This window comes from Bacillus cereus group sp. N21 (assembly GCF_016483395.1).
Classification (GTDB): domain Bacteria; phylum Bacillota; class Bacilli; order Bacillales; family Bacillaceae_G; genus Bacillus_A; species Bacillus_A pseudomycoides.
This window is the reverse complement of record NZ_JAEHBX010000024.1, coordinates 40,927-62,688: the sequence shown is the minus strand read 5'-3', so window position 1 is coordinate 62,688 and position 21,762 is coordinate 40,927. Positions and strand designations below refer to the sequence as shown.

Sequence of the window (21,762 nt, the reverse complement as noted above, 5' to 3'; positions counted from 1 at the left end):
TGCTCAATTGTAAGATCCAAAAATTCTGTTTCAAATCCATTATCTTTTGATGGACTACAAGTATAATTTCTTAAACATTCCATAATTCACTTATCTATCATTTCCTGTAATCCAATCAAAAAGTATCTGTTAATAGTTACTTCTAGATTAAGATTCTATTTAAAATTCAGTCAAAACTGGAAATTTATATCCTTTAAAATCGATCTTTTCACCACCGCGAACCATCAAATGTTTTTTAGATTGAAACTCTTTGTGCGCTACCTCTTCAAGCCCTAACTCATCAGGGTAAAAGTAAAATTCAATCTCTGTAAATGGCTCAGATATTTCAGCACATATATCATCTAAAATCGGAAAGATTTGTGCGAAAATACCAAATAGTTTCAGTACCTGATTTTTCACTTCAAATACAATAAGCGCGTCGAGTTTCTTTGAATAATATAGTTTTTCATTCCATTTCGCATCGTACATATTAAAATAAAAAGAAGACTGATAGTTTAATGTTGAAAATTCCATTGAAAGCTGTTGAGCGTTTTCTATTATTCCCTTTATAAGTTCCATATGTTTTTCATCATAAAAGTTTAATTTTCGAAGTGAAGACGAGCGAGGTAGAGTATTATCATATGATAATGTCATCAGATATTCTTGTACGACTCGAAAACCAAATGGTTCGTATAATTCCGGTTTCTCTGTAAATAATATTGCACATTCATACTTTGTATCTATTTCTTGTAATACTTTACAAAACAGCTGCTTCATCAAGCCTTTTCTCCGATATTCTGGATGTGTCATGACAGATTGAATACCAGCTGCATAAATCCGTTCTCCATTTACAAACATTGGTAGCGAAAACATAGACACATTTGCTATTACTTGACCTTCTTGTAAATATGAAAAAGGTTTGTATGTAGTGTCCCAAAATCCATTGGCCTCAAAATTTTGTAACGTTTGAACAGGAATACGAAACACTTCTTCAAATAATTGAAATAACGGTTCCTTTTTCGATTCCTCTACAAAAAAGTTTTCAGAAAGAATAAGATTCCCCATATTGTTCCTCCATAAGTTCATTCTTATCAATGTAATTGTTTTCTATTGTGTTTAAATCAAGTAAGTCTTCTTACAACTCAACGCATCATCACAAAATATACCAAAATAAGTTAAGATTTTCAAGATAACTCCGAATACTAATCCACCTGTTTTTTCCCTTTATGATTCAGACAAGTTCTTTTCAGTAAAACTCTAAGGAATTATTTTTTTAGTATTACAACACTTTTATAATTTTTATATTTAACAGCTAACCGATATATGTCAGATAAAGTGAAACTTTAATCAGTGCGGGTTTTCTTCATCCCCCACTGATTATTAGCCCTCACCAATCGGGCTTTTACGGGCAGTTTATCTCCGACTCAATTCCTGTACTTTCGCTGAATTTTGAGGTGGGGGGTCTTACTGCCCGCGAATAGCGGGATAAAAATTATTTTATCTTACTCTTACATGTATTGTTCAATAATCACCATACTAAGTGGGAACTAATTTCATTTAAAGTGAGGGCTATTTAACCATGAAAAATTATACTACTCCTAAATGTATTATCGTTATTTTTGGTGCGACAGGTGATTTAGCAAAGCGCAAATTATTCCCGTCTCTTTTCAGGCTCTTTCGACAAGGGAAAATCTCTGAAAACTTTGCCGTTGTTGGTGTAGCAAGAAGACCATTATCTACTGAAGAATTTCGTGAAAATGTTAAACAATCTATTCACAATTTACAAGAAGAAAACATGACTCATGATACATTCGCTTCCCATTTTTATTATCATCCTTTTGATGTAACGAATTTATCTTCTTATCAGGAGCTAAAAAGTTTATTAATCACTCTAGATGGAAGGTATTTTACCGAAGGGAATCGTATGTTTTATTTAGCAATGGCCCCTGATTTTTTCGGCACAATTGCCACGAATCTAAAATCAGAAGGATTAACTTCAACAGAAGGTTGGATTCGTTTAGTGATTGAAAAGCCATTTGGACATGATTATGAATCAGCACAAGCATTAAATGATCAAATTCGCCATGCCTTCACAGAAGATGAAATTTATCGTATTGACCACTATTTAGGTAAAGAAATGGTTCAAAACATTAAAGTCATTCGATTTGCGAATGCAATTTTCGAACCCCTTTGGAATAATCAATATATAGCTAACATCCAAATTACTTCAAGTGAAACTTTAGGAGTAGAAGAGCGAGGCCGCTATTACGAAGATTCAGGTGCACTACGTGATATGGTCCAAAATCATATGTTACAAATGGTGGCACTCCTTGCAATGGAACCACCAATAAAGCTAACCGCAAATGAAATCCGAAGTGAAAAAGTCAAAGTACTACGTGCTTTACAGCCACTTTCAGAAGAAACAGTAGAACATAATTTTGTACGAGGACAGTATGGACCAGGTATGATAGACGAGGAAAAAGTAATTAGCTACCGTGAAGAGAACGCAGTAGATTCAGAATCGAACACAGAAACATTCGTTTCTGGTAAATTAATGATTGAAGATTTCAGGTGGTCAGGAGTTCCTTTCTATATTCGAACTGGGAAACGTATGCAAGAAAAATCAACTGAAATTGTCATACAATTTAAAGACTTACCAATGAATCTATATTTTAATAAGGAAAAAAAAGTTCATCCTAATTTATTGGTCATTCATATTCAACCGGAAGAAGGAATTACCCTCCATTTAAATGCGCAAAAAACCGATAGCGGTACTACTTCGACACCCATCCAATTAAGTTATTGTAATAACTGTATGGACAAAATGAATACACCTGAAGCATATCAGGTTCTTCTATACGATTGTATGCGTGGTGATTCAACTAACTTTACACATTGGGACGAAGTATGTCTTTCTTGGAAATTCGTTGATACAATCTCGAGTGTTTGGCGTAATAAACCGGCGAAACATTTTCCTAACTATGAGTCTGGGTCAATGGGCCCTAAAGAATCTGATGCTTTATTAGAAAGAGATCGCTTCCATTGGTGGCCAACGATAACCTCTCATTTGAAAGGAGAAAGTTACAATGAAAATATATGATATTACAGCACCTATATTTGAAGGGATGACTGTTTACAAAAATAAGCCTGAAAAACAACCACAATTTTCAAGAACAACAAATGCGCATGTCACAGAGTCACGTATTACATTAGACGTCCATACAGGTACACATATTGATGCACCATTACATATGATTAACGAAGGAGCAACCTTTGAAAGTATTCCATTAGAAAAATTAGTGGGACCTGTTAAAGTTTTTGATTTAACAACTGTTGAAGATGGAATTACAATAACTGATTTACAACACCTCGATATTCAAGAGAATGACTTTATCTTATTTAAAACTCGTAATTCTTTTGAAGACGAGTTTAATTATGAATTTATTTTTTTAAAAGAAGACGGTGCCCATTATCTAGCGAAGCGAAACATTAGAGGAGTTGGTATTGATGCTCTCGGGGTGGAACGTAGCCAACCAGGACACCCAACTCATAAGGCATTATTCGATGCAAATATTATCGTCATTGAAGGATTACGTTTAAAAAACGTGCCGGCAGATCAGTATTTTATGGTAGCTGCACCATTAAAACTAGTTGGAACTGATGCCTCTCCAGCACGTGTTCTTCTTTTTAAAGATATATAAATAATAAACAACCCCGTTCTTTTAAGAACGAGGTTGTTTTTATGTAGAAAACGTTTTTCAATTACATTAAGATAATGACTCATTTTTTGTCACTTTTTTCTACCGCATGTCCGCCAAATTCGTTACGGAGTGCTGCAACAACTTTACCTGTAAATGTATCATTTTCTAATGAACGATACCTCATTAATAAGGACAGGGCAATAACAGGTGTCGCTGTTTGTAAATCAAGAGCCGTTTCAACTGTCCATTTTCCTTCTCCTGAAGAATGCATGATTCCTTTAATGTCATCTAACTTTGCATCCTTTGAAAATGCGCGTTCCGTTAAATCCATGAGCCATGAACGAATAACTGAACCATTATTCCATACTCTTGCTACTTTTTCATAGTCATAATCAAACCCGCTTTTCTCTAACACTTCAAATCCCTCACCAATAGCAGCCATCATACCATATTCAATCCCATTATGAACCATTTTTAAAAAATGACCACTTCCTGCTTTTCCTGCATATAAATATCCATTTTCTACAGCTGTATCTCGAAATACAGTCTCAACAGTTTTCCACGCTTCCGGGTCTCCTCCAATCATATAACAAGCACCATTACGAGCACCTTCTGTTCCACCAGACGTTCCTGCATCCATAAAATGTACACCAGCTTTTTTAAACTCATCATAACGACGAATGGATTCCTTATAATGGGAATTACCCGCTTCAATCACAATATCTCCTTGACTTAAAAGCGGTGTAATTTCATTAATAACAGTATCAACAACAGCATGTGGCACCATAATCCATAGAATTCTTGGTTTTTCGAGAGATTGAATAAGTTCAGATAGACTAGATGTACCTATAGCTCCATATTCTTTTATTTCTTTTATAGCATCTGTATTTACATCATACGCCACTACTTCATGATTCTTATCAATTAAATTTTGACCTAAATTTAATCCCATTTTCCCTAGACCGATTAACCCTATTTTCATCTTTAACTCCTCCTAAAAATACCTAAGTGAGATTCGCTAATCCTTTGTTTATCTTTCTTCATTTGAACAATCAATATTTATCCAATTTTTTTCACTACGGATATATTTTGCACGAATCAGCTCTGGTAGATGCATAGGAGTCACTTAATATTTATGCTTTAACATTACAGTATAAAAAACATTCCAGTTCCTACCCCGTTATTCACTAATCCCTTCTAATCTCTCCTTCGTACTTCCTTCTTCTCCTTTCAAACGTTTTTCAAATGTTTTTCTCCAACTTGCTGAAAGGGCCTCTACTCCTAAAATCCTTCGTACTCCCTCAAAGTTACGTTTTTCTTTATGCATTATATGGTTTGCAAAAGCGATTGAAATACCTTTACGATCAGACTCAAGTTGCGTAAGAGAATCTGTTGGTGATACCCACCCCTCTTTTAGAACACGAAAATAAAATCCCGTATACCCTGTGTTTTGGAAGTAGAGTGGTAATTGCGGTATATCATACTTTTTTGCTAATTTAAAACAAGGTTGCCTTGGTTGACTTACTTGTACCACCGCTTCGCCAATTTGAAATATATCACCTATACAAACATCTTCCTCAAGCATGTCCTGCACTGTCATATTCTCTCCAAAAGCACCGTATACAAACTTTCGATTCAATTCCTTTTCCCAATACGGATAATGGTTATAGGAATAAACACAAACTGCTTTATCTATTCCTCCGTGATGGACTAAATCAGCTTGCCCATCTCCGTTAAATTTTAGTGATGATAAAAAAACAGGCTCACTTACCCGTGATTTATTAATACCCGTTTGAATTAATTTCCCACCATATGACACTTCTTTTGGCATACCTACATTAAGAGACCTCAAGTCATACGACCTTGGCATCATTCCCCACTCCTTTTACTATTTTGACAAAGCGCTTCAAAAGCTTGATTTATTATCTCAAACCCCTTATCAATTTCTTCATTCGAAATTACAAGTGGTGGTAAAAATCGAAGAACATTATCATGTATACCCGCCCCAATGCTTATAAGCCCATTTTTCCAAAACTCCTTAATTAACTGCGCTGTTAATTCTTTTGCGGGTTCTTTCGTTACATGATCGGTCACTAGCTCCATTGCACCAATTCCACCCGCAAAATCAATAAAGTTATTTCCATCTACATCTGTTATCATTGCTTCTTTTGCCGATTGTACGTACAAAGGTGTTAAATTATATACCCCTATTGGTACAGCTTGTTGATATCTCTTATGAAGTTCTTGAGAATAATTACCTGGTAATGTATTAGATTTTAATGCTTGTATCATTTCATCACCTCATCTATTTTTTACAATGATTACTTTGCTGTTCTACTAATGTGAGTATAATTTCAAGATGATCATTGTTCAATTCAATTATTTATATGATAATGATAGGTAAAACCTATCATTAGAGGTGATTCCCATCGAGTTAAGACAATTAGAATACTTTGTAGCTGTTTCAAACGAATTACATTTTACAAAAGCAGCTGAAAAATTAAACATTTCACAACCTTCACTGAGTCAACAGATTCGTGCACTTGAACATGAAATTGGTATGCCTCTTTTTGATCGAATTGGCAAAAAAATCTCTTTAACAGAAGCGGGAAGAATTTTGCTTTCACATAGTAAAAAAATCTTTCACGAAGTAGAACAAGCGCATGCTGCAATTCAAGATTTAAACGGGCTTCAGCAAGGAAAGTTAACCATTGGTGCTCTATTGACGACCGTAAACTACTTATTACCACCAGCCATTTTGAATTTTAATGAGTTATATCCCAATATTGAACTTTCCGTATTAGGTCTTCGTACTGGGGAAATTCGTGAAAAATTGTTACAAAACGAATTAGATATTGGCATTACATTTCTTCCTGTTCAAGACAAAGAAATCATATCTATTCCGCTTTATCAAAATGAACTTACTTTAGTAGTGCCAACTAATCACGAATTAACACAACACACTACTGTAACGATGGGAGTGTTACAGAAATATCCTATTATCCTTCTTCCCAAAAATTTCTTTTTAACACAGCTTATTCGTTCGCTTTGTCAAAACTTTAACTTTACACCAAAACCAATTTTAGAAATAAGTACAATGGAATCATTAATTCACATGGTGTCAAAAGGAATGGGAATTACAGTGTTGCCTAAACCATATATAGACTTTCTACAGAGTAACTCTATTCAAGCTATTAAAATCAAAAATCCTACTGCAACAATAGAAATTGGAATTATTTATAGAAAGGATAAATATATGTGTGCCGCTACACGAATGTTTATTGAGCAGTTACAAAAGATTGTAGCTTCTTTTCAAAAAATAGAAATTTAAATATAAACTAGGTGAAACAACAAAGGTAAAGTAAACAAAGAAAAAGAGTTGATTGTCTCTGCTGAAGGATACCAACTCTTTTTGGAGTTTCATTCATTTCTCACCTATAACGTATACCTTCTTTTTCCTTCCCATTTTATATGCCAATTTGATTTTTCGTAGTTGTGGCCTTCTCTTGAACAAGAAAATATATGCTCGGAAGGACGAGTAAACTAGCAATTGCACAAATTATTCCTAAGACAAAGAACGGTAAACCTTTACTCAAAGCAAACGATGCAACACTTGAAGCAATCGTCATTCCGATATACATTGCAGAACTATTTAATGCCATAACTGTCCCTCGTATAGCTGGATTTAATTCTGAAATCAAGGCAGTGAGTGAAGCCTGACCCAACCCAATACATATACTCCAGATCATATGTGCGGTAATCGCATATTTTACATTTCCAATATATACAGAAAATAAAATCACACTTATAGAAGCAAATATACTTGCGATTGAAACCACAACTTTCTTACCTATTTTATCCGCCAATTTCCCACCAGCTACATTACCAATTACACTTCCTAAACCAGCAAAGAAAATAACAATTCCAATCTGTCCAATTGTAAACCCAAAATTTCTTCCATAATACACACCTATGTATGAGAACATACCATGTAGTCCTACAGTCCATAAAAACGTTGCTAATAACGCAAAGAAAACAGAGAAATTTGTAAATACGATTTTACAAGATCCAATCATTGCTTTGGGTGCAGAAATTGATAACTGGTTTTTCGAAATCTCTTTTTGTAACAATCGACTTGTAATTAACGTAACAAGCAAAGCCAGTAATCCAATAATATAAAATGTCCATTGCCAGTTTCCTACCTCAGATAAAAACGCACCGATAGGGACACCTAATACCGTCGATCCAACCATTGCTCCCATAATCATCCCCATCGCTTTTCCTCGTGACTGGTACGGTACTTTATCTCCTACTAATGCAAATACACTTGGCATGATCATAGCTCCGGATAAACCAGTCAGTCCACGAAACAATAAGAGTATTTCAAAATGATTCGTAAGCCCGGTACAAAATGTAGCGGCTGAAAAAATGATAAGACCTGTGACAATCATTTGCTTTCTCCCCACCTTATCAGACAATGGTCCAAAAAATGGAGCTGTTATCCCATAGCATAGTGCGTATGCTGTAATTAAAAGCCCTCCCTTTTCAGCAGGCATTCCTGTTGTCTGTGAAATCGCAGGCAACAATGGTGAAACAATTAAAGAATCTAAACCGATAAAAAACGCGATAACTGCTAAAATACGTAACATTGATTTTACTTGCAACTTGTATTCCCCTCTTTTTATTTCATATATGAAATAATTATTTAAATTCCTCCTCACACCTCCGATTTTATATACGTTATTTTATTTCATATATGAATTATTTATATAAAGAAAAATGTAACAGAATGTTACACTTTTTCTTATATATCACAATTAAACTATACGATGCTTCCATTTTAATAATAGTTCTTGTAGCTTCTGTTCTTCTTCATCAGTAAAACAGCTACAATTTTCTTCTAAAAAACCTGCATATTTTACATCGACTTTTCCCCTAGCTATTTCTCCCTTTTCAGTTAAATACACAAGTGTTTCACGTTGATCATTTGGATTTTTCTCTGTCGCAACGTAACCATCTCGTTTCATCCTTTGGATCATCGTTGTCATATTACTTGGAACACACCCCATATTTTCAATTAGCTTAGACATAGAAACCTTTCCAGACTTCGCAAGTACTTGTATCACACCAAATTGAACATAACTTATATCGTGCTCTTCTATCGCTTTATCCAAATTTCTTTTCAGTTGATGATAGACATCTCGAATATTTCCATATAATTCTCTTTTTTTCATATCCATTCGAAAAAGCCTTCCTTTTTTTATTTCATATATGAATCTTATTCCCATTTATTTCATATGTCAAATAAAGCGAATACGCAGCGGAACTTTTATATTTCGCTGCGTATTTATCCTTATCTATCAAATTTTCAAAACTATTTTTTAACTTGTTCACCACCTGCTATTAACATGCTTCCTGAGAATGTCTCCTTTTGCATGAAGACTTTATTAACCAACTCTTTCTGCTCATTTTGTGACATTACACCCTTACCTTCGCCAAGATTACCGCTTTGTAATTTCCAAATCGTATTATGATCCGCATCAACTTTCTCGTATTTCCCTTGTTTCCATCTTTCTAAAATATCTATATATGTATTTTTATGATTCATATCACTACTCTTAACAATCCCCAATAAACTTTCAATTCGTTCTTGCGTTATAAAAATATAACCCCACTTTTGATCCGCTTTTACTTTTTGATGTGCCATTTCATGTAATGCGATTTGTAATTTTTCATCAGTCCACTTAAAGCCTTTATTAAAGTCACTATTTGGCAATGAATAATTACCATTATCTAACAGTTTTGCATTCTCTGCTTTTACTTTACTATCAGCTAATACTTCCACTGCCGGAGCCGCAGTTGGTGTTTTTTTAGCGGTTGGTTTACTATGATTGAGATAATATAAAATTCCGTAAGTAAGTGCCACACCGATTACTACCATTCCAGCAATTATCCCTAGTATTTTTAATAGTGTTTTCATTGTACATATTTCCTCCCCCCAACATTCCATCACTCATTTTTTTCCTACCTATTGCGTTTTTCAAAAATAACTTGTTATAAATTATTCTTTAAAAATGCTTTTTCTTAAAAATTCTCCATCCATTCTCTCCCCCAAAATAACATTTGATCAAAATCTTTCATAGGTTTCCTTTTATTGTATTTCTATTCAGTTTCATATTGCAAGATTATTCTGTAAAAGGATTATGATTTCTAAAATTCATATAAGAATTTTTCCACACTCCATCTCTGCTCGGCAAAATACGGTTAGCTTTATCCAGACTATACCCTTTGAAATCAGTTGAATTAAGAAAGCATTTTATTTTTAAGTCATTTAAATTTGTGCTAGATTAGTACGTAAAGAAGATGACTGAAATGAGTTTATTACATAAAGGTATAACATTCCTTCATTTTGACGAAACGTACGAATTACAAAATAAACTTCATTCTTATCCACATGAAGATATTGATTTTAGGCATCTAGAACACTCAAATTTATATTGTAAAAAATATCCTGTATCATATCAAAGAACAGTTGCATAATAAAAAAATCAAATATACTAATCTTAGGAACCTTCTATCAAACATCTAAACGTTATAGTCATACTCATTACTTTTCACATTATGCACGATGTTGTTCTAATCACAATATAACTATCCCCCATAAATTACCCAATATTATGTTGTTTCAATTTTCTTCCCCACAATTGTCTCCATAATACAATGCAGGCAACAGCAAGCATAATTGTTGTGATTACACTTCCTTCAATCCCAAAAGTTCCTCCATGTAACGATTTCGGACCGCTTGTTGTTGATTTAAACAGAGGTGTAGAGTATATTGTTGTACCACTTACCGCAAAACCATATATATTATATTGAGCCCAGTTCCATATAGAATGCCAAGCACATATACCCCAAAGACTATTTTCCTTTAATACATAAAACGCTGCGAATACACCAACTAATATGATATTTGATATAGAAAGAACTGTAATGCCTGGATTCAGTAGATGGAGAAACCCAAATAGTAATGAGGTAACAGCAACTCCAATCCATACCCGACTTCTAACTGAAATAACTGGAAATAACCAACCACGTACAACAATTTCTTCTGTGGCACCTTGTACTAAAAATGCTATTAAAGAACCTACCATTCCCAATATGACTGTACTTGAAATCTGTTGTATATGTAAGGTAACAGAACCACTTAAAACTAAAATTAAAACGGGTATTGTTATAAATGTAAGCCCAATGAATGCTCCGCGTAAGTATTTTTTTAAAGCTTTATCTTTCCAAAAACCAATTGATGAAAATGGACGTTTTTCCACAAAACGAACCCATAAAAATACAAATAAAATTGCTCCGCCAAATGTTAATAACATCCTTAAGTTATCATAAATCCCTTTCATCAATGTCGTTTCTGCTTTTGGTAAAAACAACATAAATAGCATGAATAACTCACTAAGTGTTAAAAATACAATCGATAATATTACTGCTAAAATTGGGTGTACTTTTTTTCGACCTTCCTTTGCTGCTTCAATTGTTTTAAATCGACTATTATTCAAAACTACTCCTCCCTTCCCTTCTGTAACTTACAAATACTTCCTATTTTACACTAAATTTATTATTTTTTATACTTTTATATCCCCATTTAAAATTCATATCCATAAATTAAAAAATACAACAAGGAATGCCACTCGTAATCATCTGGAGTATTTTCACATATTTTCGAACCAGGAATAATACATAAAAGTGAATATTTTTAATCTTGTTAATAAAAAACTTAGATACATGAAATACAATCAAATCCCTATACCAATAGCATTATTGAAGCACTCGCTCTTAAAAACACCCCATTTCCTTCCAACACTTGCTATTTCTCACCATTTGTTGTAAGATAGGTCTTAAGGTCAAATTTATAAAAGCTTCACTTTACATATTATCAAGCATCTATTAAGAATAATAAGTATTCCTAATGGTTTTTTGATAATATGTGAATTTTTATTTTCGTTGAAATAAGACGGATCATATTGTAATTAATTTTTCTTATTTTTAGGAGGCATTTACCATGACATTAACAGGTAAAGTAAAATGGTTTAACAGCGAAAAAGGTTTCGGTTTCATCGAAGTTGAAGACGGTAGCGATGTATTCGTTCACTTCTCAGCTATCACTGGCGAAGGTTTCAAATCTCTTGACGAAGGTCAAGAAGTTAGCTTCGAAGTTGAAGAAGGCAACCGCGGACCTCAAGCTAAAAACGTTGTAAAACTATAATTTAAACAATAAAAAGGTTGTTACCATCGCACGGTTAACAACCTTTTTAATATATAATTAAAATTTTTACATAAAAGGAGTGGTCACATGTATCGCAATCGAAAGAACGATGTAGCAGAAGTACCACCAGAACAAACCCCTGTTTGGGAATGTGAATCAGAGGATTGTTTAGGATGGATGAGAAAGAACTTTTCATTTGAAGAAGAGCCAAAATGCCCTTTATGTAAAAGTAGCATGAAAAGCGGAGAACGTTTATTACCTAAATTAGGTTAATTGCTTCATTCCCCTCTTATCTTTTGATAAGAGGGGTTCGTTATTTTTCATTACTATCTAATTATAAAAGAAAAACCATGCGTACTATATCTCATGGTTCTTTTCTAAATCTGTTCGTATAATAGAATATATATATACATCTCGTTGTTGATCTCCTTGATGAATATACCCTCTTAATAGTCCTTCTTTCTGAAATCCTATTTTGGACAACATCTTACAAGATGCTACATTTTCAGGATATGTAATTGCACCGATTCTGAATATCCCTAGCTCCTGAAAACTATAAGTAATGATTTTTTGCACAGCTTCCGTTGCATAGCCTTTTCTCCAGTAAGAAGGATGTAAATCATAACCAATCTCAGAACGTTTACTCCAAAGTTGTAAATTATTTAATCCAATTGTACCAATTAAAATACCTGTTTCCTTCAATACAATTCCCCATCGAATTGCACGTTTTTCAAAAAAATTTTTTGAAAAAGATTCAATCATACGCGAAGCCTGACCAAATTCTGTAAAGGAATTCATTCCATAATAGCGCGTTACTTCTTCAAGCGAAAAGATTTCATATATTTTTTGACAATAAGATTGATCAATTTCAACTAAACGTAACCGTTCTGTTTCTAAAACAGGAAATGCCATTGAAATCCTCCTAATGTTTTTCTTTTTACTGATTTATTATATCAGAAAAATCTTCTCCAATCGGAAGTTTCATCATAAATAAAAGCCTGTTTTCTAAATAGATGAAACAGGCTTCCCCCATGGTTTTCTTAATTTATTCGGTTTATACACAAAATCCAACAGAATTAATACTCTAAATTATTATCTTTCAAGTATTTCTAACACTTACCGGAAAAGAAATTCAAAACCAAAATCTGATGTTTACTGATTTAATAGTAACTGCAATCATTATGATTACCATAATCGGATTCTTACTATTATTCGGAACACGGAAAATGGAATTAACAAATAAAAATAAGAATTAATGTTTCTTTATTTAAAGAGGTGCTTAATATAACAAGCACCTCTTTAAAAATGAACTATATACATTTGTTTCTCGAAAGCTTCCCCATATCCAATATCAATTGGATATTTATGTTAAAATATTAGTGAACAATACATCACGTTATTATTCAACGCAGAGATAAGAGTTGTATTAACGGAGGGGACCGAAAATCATGTATATTTTTATAGGCATTGCCCTCTTGTTCATTTCACTTGTTTTTTTATTCGCACAGCGATTCGCACCAAACTCGGCGATGATGACAAGTTTCAAAGGAAACAGCTTGAAAAAATTTATAATTGGGCTTGTAATCGCCTCGGTATTATCACTTTCATATGGATTTTATCACGCAGCCACTTATCAACCTTCCTTGCTAGACATTAAACTAAACAATACACAATATATCGTTTCAGGTGATATTGGTGAATTTGGTTATTTCTCAGAACAAATAATCAAAAAAGAAAAAGAAACCGAACTTTATTTCGCTGCTTGGAAAACACTGAGTTTAGAAAAACCTCAAATTATCATAAACTACCCTTCTGGTAAAACAGAAACTTGGAAACCGAATATTTCCCTAATAAAAAATACATCCACAAAAGAAATAAAAGAAAAATATAACATAAAAGAGATTTATCAACTCTCCCCTTATTCATTTAAAGAAGCTGGTAACGTCACATTAACAATTACAGAAAATAAAACGAAACGTGCAGAAACCCTAATCAAAATTAAAGAATAAACGATAGATACAATTTTTAGTAAAAAACAGACGAAATCCCACTCTTATACTAGAGAGGGATTTCGTCAAAAATATAAAGGTTACGTTATTCAAAGTGATTATTCAATACTTCAATAATCTTCTCTGCCGTTTTCTTTCCATTTCCTATACAAGCCCCAATGCCTACACCATAGTATGAAGCCCCCGCTAGATACATATTTGGAAAAACATCTAATAATTTCTCATTTAAAGATTGAACTGCATGGTTATGTTCTAAATGATAATTTGGCATTAAATCTTTCCAGTCCGTAACTTCAACAATTTGCGGTTCTCCCTGAATTCTAAGGCTTTTCTCAATATCAGATAAGGCAACTTGAATCAATTCTTCCTTACTTTTATGTTTCATTTTTTCATAAGCAGGATTCGAACTTTTATAAAACAATCTCACCAATAAATTTTGTTTATCTGATGTATACTTCCATTTCCTGCTTGTCCACGTGCATGCATCACAAAGTAAATCACTATTTTCTGAAACAATGAAACCAGTTCCATCTACCGGTAATTGTTCATCAGCTATTTCAAACCCTAAATAAATGCTAATTAACGAAGAATTTTTTAGTTTATTGAAATCATCATCTAATTCATTAGAACTTAATAATGTTTGTGCAACATCATGTGGAGTAGCTATAACAACGTAATCCGCTTTTATTGTCTCTTGATTTGAAAAAGAAACTTCATATCCATCATCAACTCTATTTACCTTCGTCGTTGTTACTCCTTTTCGTATATCTGTCTCAGCTAATTCCTCTTCTAAACGATTAATAATCGTAGAAAGTCCATTTTTAAATGATAAAAACTTCTTATTCCCAGCAGCCTGAAATTGTTTTTTATTTACTTCAAAACCTTTTATAATACTGCCGTATGTATTTTTGTAATCAAGTAAATATGGTAGTGTAGAAGCCATTGTAAGCTCATTCAATTTACCAGAATACACTCCTGAAAGAACGGGGGAAATCTGTTTTTCAACCAACTCTTTTCCTAAAAAACTTTCTAAAAATACAGCGAGTGATGTATCCTTCGTAAAATCTTTATTCTTTGTAATAAAGTCTTTCAGTGCAATGATTTTCCCTTTCGTTGAAACTAACGTACTACTAAATAACGACTCTACACTCATCGGTATACCAAATACTGTGTCAGCAGGAATCGGATGTAACGTATCATTTGAGTAAATATAAGAAATACCTGTTTCGTTATATACCATTTCATCTTCTAATTTCAGTTCTTTTACAAATGGCATAACATTTTCATTTCGTGCAACGATTGAATCGGCTCCTGTTTCCAGGATGAAATCTTTTTCTTTCACACTGTGAATTTTCCCGCCCAAATATTCATTCTGTTCTACAAGGATTAATTCCAAATCTATATCGTAATCCTTTTTTAATCTTTCTAAATGATACATAGTAGAAAGTCCTGTAATACCTCCACCTATGACAACAACTGTTTTCATACCTGCTACGCTCCTAACCGATACTATAAATAAATTCCTTTATTATTATACCCAAAAATGAGCTTTCTCGACTAGCAACTTTCAAAGTTCTTGAAAAGGTATACAATGTATGTGAATACATTTCAGATTGATCATTATACACTAAATGATTAAGCCAAAGGAAACATAGCAATATGAATCTCCGAATTTAGTTGTTTAAAAGATATAGCAGCTGAAGACTCATCCTCCGAACTCCCTCCAGCAATACATAATGCAGGCACTTAAAGATTAGAAACATCACTAGTTTCACAAAAAGGATAACGATTCGTTTCATTCCATAATTGAATGAAAGTTCTCCAAGCACTATTCTCATGAATTTCATTCATATACGAAACTACTTCTTCATTTTCAAACATTTTTTATGATGCACAGCTTCTTGTTATAAGGTTTCTTCTCAATTCTATGGTTGAACTGAAAAAAACATCAACAAAAGTTAATAATTTCATTTTACTTGGTGGTCTTTTCATAAACAAAAATATCGCTAATCTATTTACTTTCTTTCATTAAATTATTTAAATAAAACACACTTCATATTACAGTAGTGTTTATAACATGATGAGATTCTAAAATGAGGTTCGTAACGCTTAATGATGTTAGAAGATATATTTAAATAAGGAAATAATTATACTTTTTAATATTTACAGCTAATAAACTAACAATTAAAATAACCAACTATCACTTAATCATTATTTCTGTATAAAGTGACCGCTCTTTATTTTAATAACATAAAATAATTTATTAACTTGTCTAATTCCTGGCTCATTTCAAGTACTTTTTGGTGTTGAAATCCATAATTTGAAACAAGTGCAAAAAGTTCTTCTTTTTTCACTTCAATGATATGTTCTAATTTTCTCAGCTCCATGTTTTATTTACTCGCTCCAATTTGAAAATATATGTACTCTAGTATAGACTACTTACATAATAAGTAAAAGTGTTATGTTTATGTAAATCTTACATCTTTAAGAAAAGGCTACTCCCCATTACAAGAAAAAAGAATGCTTTACAAAAAAAGCATTCTTTTTCTTGTAATTTTTAATTATGTACAATTAAACCATTAGGCCGAAGACGACTCATCATAATTTCATCAATGAACTTACCATGAGCTTTTAGATTCCCCCTTTTTATACCTTCTTCCCTAAATCCAAATTTTTCATATAGTACTTTTGCACCAGGGTTTATTTCCAAAACACCAAGTTCTACTCTCTCTAGCATTAACCAATTATCTGTAAGATCCAGCATTTTCGTCATCAAACCTTTCCCAATGCCTTTATTATGATATTCACTATCTACACCGATAAATAAATCTCCCGAATGTGACCTTCGTCCTTGCCCTTGCGTTAAACCAATAAACCCAACGACTTTTCCATCATACTCAGCAACAAATTCAAATTGATTCGGCGCTAGATTTCGAATCCTATTTTCCATCGCATCCACTCGCATACTAGGCAAGAAAACCATATATGGTAAAACATCATTTTGTATGCATATACGATGAATTGCTCTAGCATCTTGTATTTCTACTGCACGAATCGTAACCTCCATCACTTTACCTCCTTTTCAACTAATACATTAAAGGTTCTTTATTTCTATACAAGAATCCTACTTGCATTTATCTTTAAATCTCCTAATTCATCTGTTTGCATAACAATATTCTTAAAACTTTTGTATAGAAAATATAAAGTTTCCTTTTTTTATTTCCTGAATTGTCATATAATAACGGAATGATTTTTATTTTTCTAAAAACTATAGTTTGGAGGTTTTCATATGACTACACTCGGTATTATCCGGCATGGCAGCACACATTGGAATAAAGAAGGTAGAGCACAAGGAAATTCAAATATTCCACTTGATCAAGCTGGATTATCTGAAGCTTATAAACTTGCAGAACGTTTAGCTACAGAGAAGTGGAATGTAATCTACTCTAGCGATTTATTAAGAGCGAAACAAACTGCTGAGGCAATAGAAAAAAACATTGAAAATATAGAAATCCATTTAGACCCTAGACTTCGCGAAGTAAGCGGTGGGCAAATTGAAGGAACAACCGAAGACGAACGAATTTCGAAGTGGGGAGATAATTGGAGAGAGCTTGATTTAGGAATCGAAAGTGCTGATAGCGTTAAAACAAGAGCTATACCTTTTATTGAAGAAATTACATATAAATATCCTAACAAAAACATCTTAATCGTTAGTCATGGCTCATTCATTAAGCAGCTTCTCAAAGAATTAGTACCTCATTTGAGCATGATAGAATCTCCTAAAAATACATCAATAACTAAAATTATAAAAATAGAGAACGGATGGGATTCAGAATTATATAATTGCACAGTACATTTAGATTAAATGTTTAAAATTCTAACAAAAAAGAAGCTCTTAGTAGCAAGTCTTCTTTTTTGTTTTATAGTTTCCTACAAATATGAGATATTCGCTATTATATAGTGCTTAAATCTTTTCCCATAATAACATAAGGAACATCATCTTTCTATATTGGTACTATATTCACCACAAATCCCCTCCTAATAAAAAAATCATAGCAGTTACTGTGTTTATAAAAAAATTAAAAATTAAAGAATATTGAAATAAAATATTCTATCTATAATTTCTTTCTTATTGTTAATACAAAAACGTTCACGTGTAGCTTTAAAGTAAAGTTTGATTAAATTAACGGTTTTAACCTTGATATAAAAGCAAATATGAAGAGCATGTTTTGAAATACTATGTAATATTTATCGAATTTACCCAATTCTAAGATAACCACCCTTAGTTTAACAGTAGCTTTTTTCAGCAAACGGATGCATTAGTGAATAGAATATATGGAGCAAATACTCTCTATAATTGATATACATAGTATTTAAATATTTTCTTTCTATTGGAGGGATTTCCTAATGGTTGATAATATTCAACAACTTATTCAAGAGCATAGACAATTTTTCCATAATGATTATACAAAAAGTCTTCAATTCCGCCTTAAACAGTTAGAAAAATTAAAAATTTCTATTCAACAATATGAAAATCAAGTGCTGAGCGCATTATATCAAGATTTACACAAAAGCGAGTTTGAAGCTTATGCTGCAGAAATTGGTTTCACATTAAACAGTATCAACTTTATAATGAAATACCTAAAACAGTGGATGAAACCACAAAAAGTAAAAACACCTATTCACTTTTCACCTTCCAAAAGCTACATAATAAAAGAGCCATATGGTACAGTGCTAATTATTGGACCTTTTAATTATCCATTCCAATCATTAATTGAACCTCTTATTGGGGCAATTGCGGCAGGAAACTGTGTAGTTCTCAAACCTTCAGAAAATGCACCAAATGTTTCAACTGTAATTAACAAAATAATAAGTGAAACGTTTGATAAGCAATATATTCGTGTAATTGAAGGAGACAGAGAAACAACTTCTTTATTAATTCATGCACCATTTGACTATATCTTTTTTACTGGTAGCGTTCAAGTTGGAAAAATTGTCATGGAAGCCGCGGCAAAAAATCTTGTACCAGTAACATTAGAACTTGGTGGAAAAGGACCAGCTATTGTCGATGAAACAGCTAACCTCGATATAGCAGCCAAACGTATTATCTGGGGAAAATTCATAAACGCTGGGCAATCCTGTATTGCACCCGATTATGTTATTGCACACAAATCTGTTAAGGTAAAACTGATTTCGAAGATGAAAGAAATAATCACCCGCTTTTATGGATCGGATGTATCAAAAAGCAATGATTATGGTCGAATTGTCAATGAGAGACAATTTGATAGACTTATTTCTATATTAGAAAAAGACCAAAATCATATAATATTTGGTGGAAATTCATCTAGAAGTCATTTATATATTGAACCAACACTTCTTGAAGTAAAATCATGGGATGATGCAGCTATGAAAGAAGAAATTTTCGGACCAATTTTACCAATTATGGAGTACAACGATTTAGATGGGGTCATTCACATGGTTAACAACCATCCTAAACCGTTAGCCTTGTATGTGTTTACTGAAAATAAAAATGTTGAAAAACAGGTATTAGGACGAATTTCTTTTGGAGGAGGATGCGTCAATGATACAATGTCACATATGGCTAATCTCCACTTACCCTTTGGTGGAGTAGGAAATGCAGGGTTCGGTTCCTATCATGGCAAACATAGTTTTGATACTTTTACACATCGTAAAAGCATTTTAAAGAAAAGCTCAAGGATAGATTTAGGGTTTGTATTTCCACCGTATAGAAACAAAATTAAAATTTTGCGAAAGATTTTTAAGTAATAAGAAAGAAACTGTTTGCTGAACATAGGGTATGGCAATCAAAAGTAAAATAGGGGGTTAACTATTACCATTATTATTTATAAAATCTGCCCCCGCATTCTCAATACTAAAAAGGCATCCACTGGGAATCAGCCGATGCCTTTTTGCGTTTTAGTTTATTCAATTAACATTAAACCCAAAAATACAATATTTCATAAGCCTTTATATCACGAGTTACGATTAAATTTATATACTTTATATTCTCCATTATTGGATGAAAACTTTAAAATATTTCTGTCTTCTGGAATCCCCTCAAAATAAGCACCGATACAGCCAGTTGTACACCTGTGTCCAGATAACAAAATATTTAACTCTCTTTTTCTATATTTCACTTCAAGATCATGCATAAAGTTAAAAATTCTTTGCACATAGCTGTTACTATCTTCAACTCCATTATAAGCTCTAGAATCAGGAGCACCTCCAGCCATTTTTACTTCGTCTTTTCTTAATCCGTCTGCCTCTCCTAAATCAAAAACATCAAGTCTTTTATCGGTTATTGCTTTTATACCCGTTACGATTTCTGCTGTTTCAACTGCTCTTTCTTGCGGAGAAGAAAATACATAATCAAATTTTATATGTTTAAGCTTATCTCTTAAACATTCTGCTTGTTCTATACCATACTCATTTAATGGTAATCCTAATCTCCCTTGCAGTCTTCCTTCTTTGTTCAAATCTGTTCGCCCATGTCTAATTACATAAATCATGGCTATCCCCTCCCTGTTATTTTTATCCCCTTTAATTCAATAATTGCTTTTGATTACTATTCTAAATTCCTATGATACAGAATCAAATATATCTATCACTTTTTATTGATTTAATATTTATAATTTTAACATTTTCATTCACTAAATTAAGAGTTCTATTCTCATTTTCAATATGTAAAAAAGATATAACAAGTAATAATATCCTTATTGAATTCACACACCTAAAAAATCGATTCCCTGAACTTGAAAGGAATCGATTTTTTCTTTGACTTATTCAACTAAAACATCTATTTGTTTAATAAGAATGAGACCAGCACTTTCTTATTTCTTCCACTACAACCTCTGGTTTATCCCAATGTAGCATATGAGTAGTATTAGGAATTAATTTTACTGTTCCTCCTGTTTTCTGTTTAAAGATGTTTGCCGTCTTACTTCTATATGCATCCCAGCTATTGGGTAATGTAGCCCTTAATAATAGGATGTTGGACGGCAAAATTTCATAAATATCTATTGTTTCATGTTTATGCATAGCTTTAATGATATGACCGGCTGTTACACCTCTTGCATGCCAATACACTTTATTGTCATTTTCTAAACCAAGGTCTTTTACGGCCAGTTCTAACAAGGCAGACCATCTTGTATATGCTGCTTTTTCACTTTTGAAGAAAGATTTCCAATCATTAAATACATATTCTTCAAAATCTTTTTCATAGTAAGCTATTTCTTCTTCTACAGTTTCTTCTTTAAGTCTTTTTGTTTGATATCCTCCATCGATGAGAATACTACCTTTTACTCTTTCGGGGTATTCCATCAAATAAAACAAAGACACCAAACTTCCCCAAGAATGTGATAAGAAATAAAATTGTTCAATTTCAAGATGATTCAATAGGTCGTTTAACCATGTTGCCAAACGAGGCATTTCATATTCTTCAGCACTTTCAAACGGAGAAGTTTTACCGTGTCCAGGCACATCAATTGAAATCAATCTATACTCCGCTTTGAGCTGCTCAGCAATTTCTATAAAACTAAGACTCGTGCTTCCTAATCCATGTAAACAAAAGATTACGGGATTATTTTTACTCCCCCATTCTGTAATATGTACATCTATGTTCCCATTATTGATAAAATAGCGTTTCAAAATATTCCCCCCAAAAATTTTAATACGACTACTACTCATTTCGAATACATTTTTCATCTATGCGTCTTGACTATCATATACTTTTTTAGTAACAGGTTATTATTTTATCCCATATTAACAGGCAGTAGGACTCTCA

21 protein-coding genes and 2 pseudogenes are annotated in these 21,762 nt (G+C 32.8%); 9 read left to right on the top strand and 14 right to left on the bottom strand.

Going from position 1 to position 21,762, the window contains the following annotated elements; all coding sequences use genetic code 11:
• Window positions 1–159 precede the first annotated feature (159 nt).
• Window positions 160–1,044 (bottom strand): GNAT family N-acetyltransferase, encoded by an 885-nt coding sequence (locus tag JDS96_RS15220; RefSeq protein ID WP_199667282.1) that lies wholly within the window; start codon window positions 1,042–1,044, stop codon window positions 160–162.
• Window positions 1,045–1,558: 514 nt separating this feature from the next.
• Here JDS96_RS15220 and zwf point away from each other — a divergent pair.
• Both zwf and JDS96_RS15210 read left to right on the top strand, forming a co-directional pair.
• Window positions 1,559–3,079, top strand: a complete 1,521-nt coding sequence (gene zwf / locus JDS96_RS15215; protein ID WP_097793836.1) for a glucose-6-phosphate dehydrogenase — start codon at window positions 1,559–1,561, stop codon at window positions 3,077–3,079.
• Window positions 3,066–3,680, top strand: coding sequence for a cyclase family protein (locus JDS96_RS15210; protein WP_018767021.1), 615 nt, complete (start codon window positions 3,066–3,068; stop codon window positions 3,678–3,680). Before zwf ends, JDS96_RS15210 begins: the two co-directional genes overlap by 14 nt.
• A 79-nt stretch (window positions 3,681–3,759) precedes the next feature.
• On the opposite strand, the gene gnd is transcribed toward JDS96_RS15210, so the two are convergent.
• The 3 genes and pseudogenes from gnd to JDS96_RS32105 form a co-directional block, all read right to left on the bottom strand.
• Window positions 3,760–4,662, bottom strand: coding sequence for a phosphogluconate dehydrogenase (NAD(+)-dependent, decarboxylating) (gene gnd / locus JDS96_RS15205; protein WP_199667281.1), 903 nt, complete (start codon window positions 4,660–4,662; stop codon window positions 3,760–3,762).
• 198 nt (window positions 4,663–4,860) lie between these two features.
• On the bottom strand, window positions 4,861–5,550 hold the full coding sequence (locus tag JDS96_RS15200) for an MOSC domain-containing protein (protein ID WP_199667280.1): 690 nt from the start codon (window positions 5,548–5,550) through the stop codon (window positions 4,861–4,863).
• A pseudogene (locus JDS96_RS32105) lies at window positions 5,550–5,840 on the bottom strand (aminotransferase class III-fold pyridoxal phosphate-dependent enzyme); the annotation flags it as partial. The pseudogene JDS96_RS32105 and the gene JDS96_RS15200, both read right to left, overlap by 1 nt.
• 259 nt (window positions 5,841–6,099) lie before the next feature.
• Between JDS96_RS32105 and JDS96_RS15190 the strand changes: the two are divergent.
• Window positions 6,100–7,011 (top strand): LysR family transcriptional regulator, encoded by a 912-nt coding sequence (locus JDS96_RS15190; protein ID WP_199667279.1) that lies wholly within the window; start codon window positions 6,100–6,102, stop codon window positions 7,009–7,011.
• A gap of 136 nt (window positions 7,012–7,147) precedes the next feature.
• Here JDS96_RS15190 and JDS96_RS15185 read toward each other — a convergent pair whose 3' ends face one another.
• The 3 genes from JDS96_RS15185 to JDS96_RS15175 all read right to left on the bottom strand — a co-directional run bounded on the left by JDS96_RS15185 (window position 7,148) and on the right by JDS96_RS15175 (window position 9,660).
• Window positions 7,148–8,344, bottom strand: a complete 1,197-nt coding sequence (locus JDS96_RS15185; RefSeq protein ID WP_199667278.1) for an MFS transporter — start codon at window positions 8,342–8,344, stop codon at window positions 7,148–7,150.
• A 153-nt stretch (window positions 8,345–8,497) separates the two neighbouring features.
• A complete protein-coding gene (locus JDS96_RS15180) occupies window positions 8,498–8,920 on the bottom strand; it encodes a MarR family winged helix-turn-helix transcriptional regulator (protein ID WP_199667277.1) in 423 nt (140 codons plus the stop codon).
• 134 nt (window positions 8,921–9,054) lie between these two features.
• Window positions 9,055–9,660, bottom strand: coding sequence for a PRK06770 family protein (locus JDS96_RS15175; RefSeq protein WP_097793842.1), 606 nt, complete (start codon window positions 9,658–9,660; stop codon window positions 9,055–9,057).
• A gap of 392 nt (window positions 9,661–10,052) precedes the next feature.
• Between JDS96_RS15175 and JDS96_RS33275 the strand changes: the two are divergent.
• Window positions 10,053–10,233, top strand: a pseudogene (locus JDS96_RS33275) (arginase family protein); the annotation flags it as partial.
• 112 nt (window positions 10,234–10,345) lie between these two features.
• On the opposite strand, the gene JDS96_RS15170 reads toward JDS96_RS33275, so the two are convergent.
• The gene (locus JDS96_RS15170) at window positions 10,346–11,242 is read right to left on the bottom strand and encodes a CPBP family intramembrane glutamic endopeptidase (protein ID WP_199667276.1); all 897 of its coding nucleotides are present in this window, start codon (window positions 11,240–11,242) and stop codon (window positions 10,346–10,348) included.
• Between the two features lie 503 nt (window positions 11,243–11,745).
• On the opposite strand from JDS96_RS15170, the gene cspD reads away from it, so the two are divergent.
• Together cspD and JDS96_RS15160 are read left to right on the top strand one after the other, a co-directional pair.
• On the top strand, window positions 11,746–11,949 hold the full coding sequence (cspD, locus tag JDS96_RS15165) for a cold-shock protein CspD (protein WP_003203959.1): 204 nt from the start codon (window positions 11,746–11,748) through the stop codon (window positions 11,947–11,949).
• Window positions 11,950–12,036: 87 nt separating this feature from the next.
• Window positions 12,037–12,222 (top strand): cold-shock protein, encoded by a 186-nt coding sequence (locus tag JDS96_RS15160; RefSeq protein ID WP_000286203.1) that lies wholly within the window; start codon window positions 12,037–12,039, stop codon window positions 12,220–12,222.
• An 84-nt stretch (window positions 12,223–12,306) separates the two neighbouring features.
• On the opposite strand, the gene JDS96_RS15155 is transcribed toward JDS96_RS15160, so the two are convergent.
• Window positions 12,307–12,861: a GNAT family N-acetyltransferase gene (locus tag JDS96_RS15155; RefSeq protein WP_003203956.1), complete on the bottom strand. Its 555-nt coding sequence runs from the start codon at window positions 12,859–12,861 to the stop codon at window positions 12,307–12,309.
• 536 nt (window positions 12,862–13,397) lie between these two features.
• Between JDS96_RS15155 and JDS96_RS15150 the strand changes: the two genes are divergently transcribed.
• Window positions 13,398–13,958, top strand: coding sequence for a hypothetical protein (locus tag JDS96_RS15150; protein WP_199667275.1), 561 nt, complete (start codon window positions 13,398–13,400; stop codon window positions 13,956–13,958).
• Between the two features lie 85 nt (window positions 13,959–14,043).
• Here the strand turns inward: JDS96_RS15150 and JDS96_RS15145 are convergent, their stop codons facing one another.
• From JDS96_RS15145 to JDS96_RS15135, 3 genes are all read right to left on the bottom strand, one after another.
• Entirely contained in the window at window positions 14,044–15,444 is a 1,401-nt protein-coding gene (locus tag JDS96_RS15145) for a protoporphyrinogen oxidase (RefSeq protein ID WP_199667274.1), read from the bottom strand.
• Between the two features lie 751 nt (window positions 15,445–16,195).
• On the bottom strand, window positions 16,196–16,345 hold the full coding sequence (locus JDS96_RS15140; protein ID WP_003203953.1) for an aspartyl-phosphate phosphatase Spo0E family protein: 150 nt from the start codon (window positions 16,343–16,345) through the stop codon (window positions 16,196–16,198).
• 170 nt (window positions 16,346–16,515) lie between these two features.
• Window positions 16,516–17,025, bottom strand: coding sequence for a GNAT family N-acetyltransferase (locus tag JDS96_RS15135; RefSeq protein ID WP_003204482.1), 510 nt, complete (start codon window positions 17,023–17,025; stop codon window positions 16,516–16,518).
• A gap of 222 nt (window positions 17,026–17,247) precedes the next feature.
• On the opposite strand from JDS96_RS15135, the gene JDS96_RS15130 reads away from it, so the two are divergent.
• Complete coding sequence (locus tag JDS96_RS15130) at window positions 17,248–17,823, top strand: histidine phosphatase family protein (protein WP_199667273.1); 576 nt, start codon at window positions 17,248–17,250, stop codon at window positions 17,821–17,823.
• A 542-nt stretch (window positions 17,824–18,365) separates the two neighbouring features.
• Window positions 18,366–19,745 carry an aldehyde dehydrogenase gene (locus JDS96_RS15125; protein ID WP_199667272.1) on the top strand — a complete coding sequence of 460 codons (1,380 nt, stop codon included), beginning with the start codon at window positions 18,366–18,368 and terminating at the stop codon, window positions 19,743–19,745.
• A gap of 206 nt (window positions 19,746–19,951) precedes the next feature.
• On the opposite strand, the gene JDS96_RS15120 is transcribed toward JDS96_RS15125, so the two are convergent.
• Together JDS96_RS15120 and JDS96_RS15115 are read right to left on the bottom strand one after the other, a co-directional pair.
• Window positions 19,952–20,488, bottom strand: a complete 537-nt coding sequence (locus tag JDS96_RS15120) for a histidine phosphatase family protein (RefSeq protein ID WP_199667271.1) — start codon at window positions 20,486–20,488, stop codon at window positions 19,952–19,954.
• A 295-nt stretch (window positions 20,489–20,783) separates the two neighbouring features.
• Window positions 20,784–21,626, bottom strand: coding sequence for an alpha/beta fold hydrolase (locus tag JDS96_RS15115; RefSeq protein WP_199667270.1), 843 nt, complete (start codon window positions 21,624–21,626; stop codon window positions 20,784–20,786).
• Window positions 21,627–21,762: the final 136 nt, after the last annotated feature.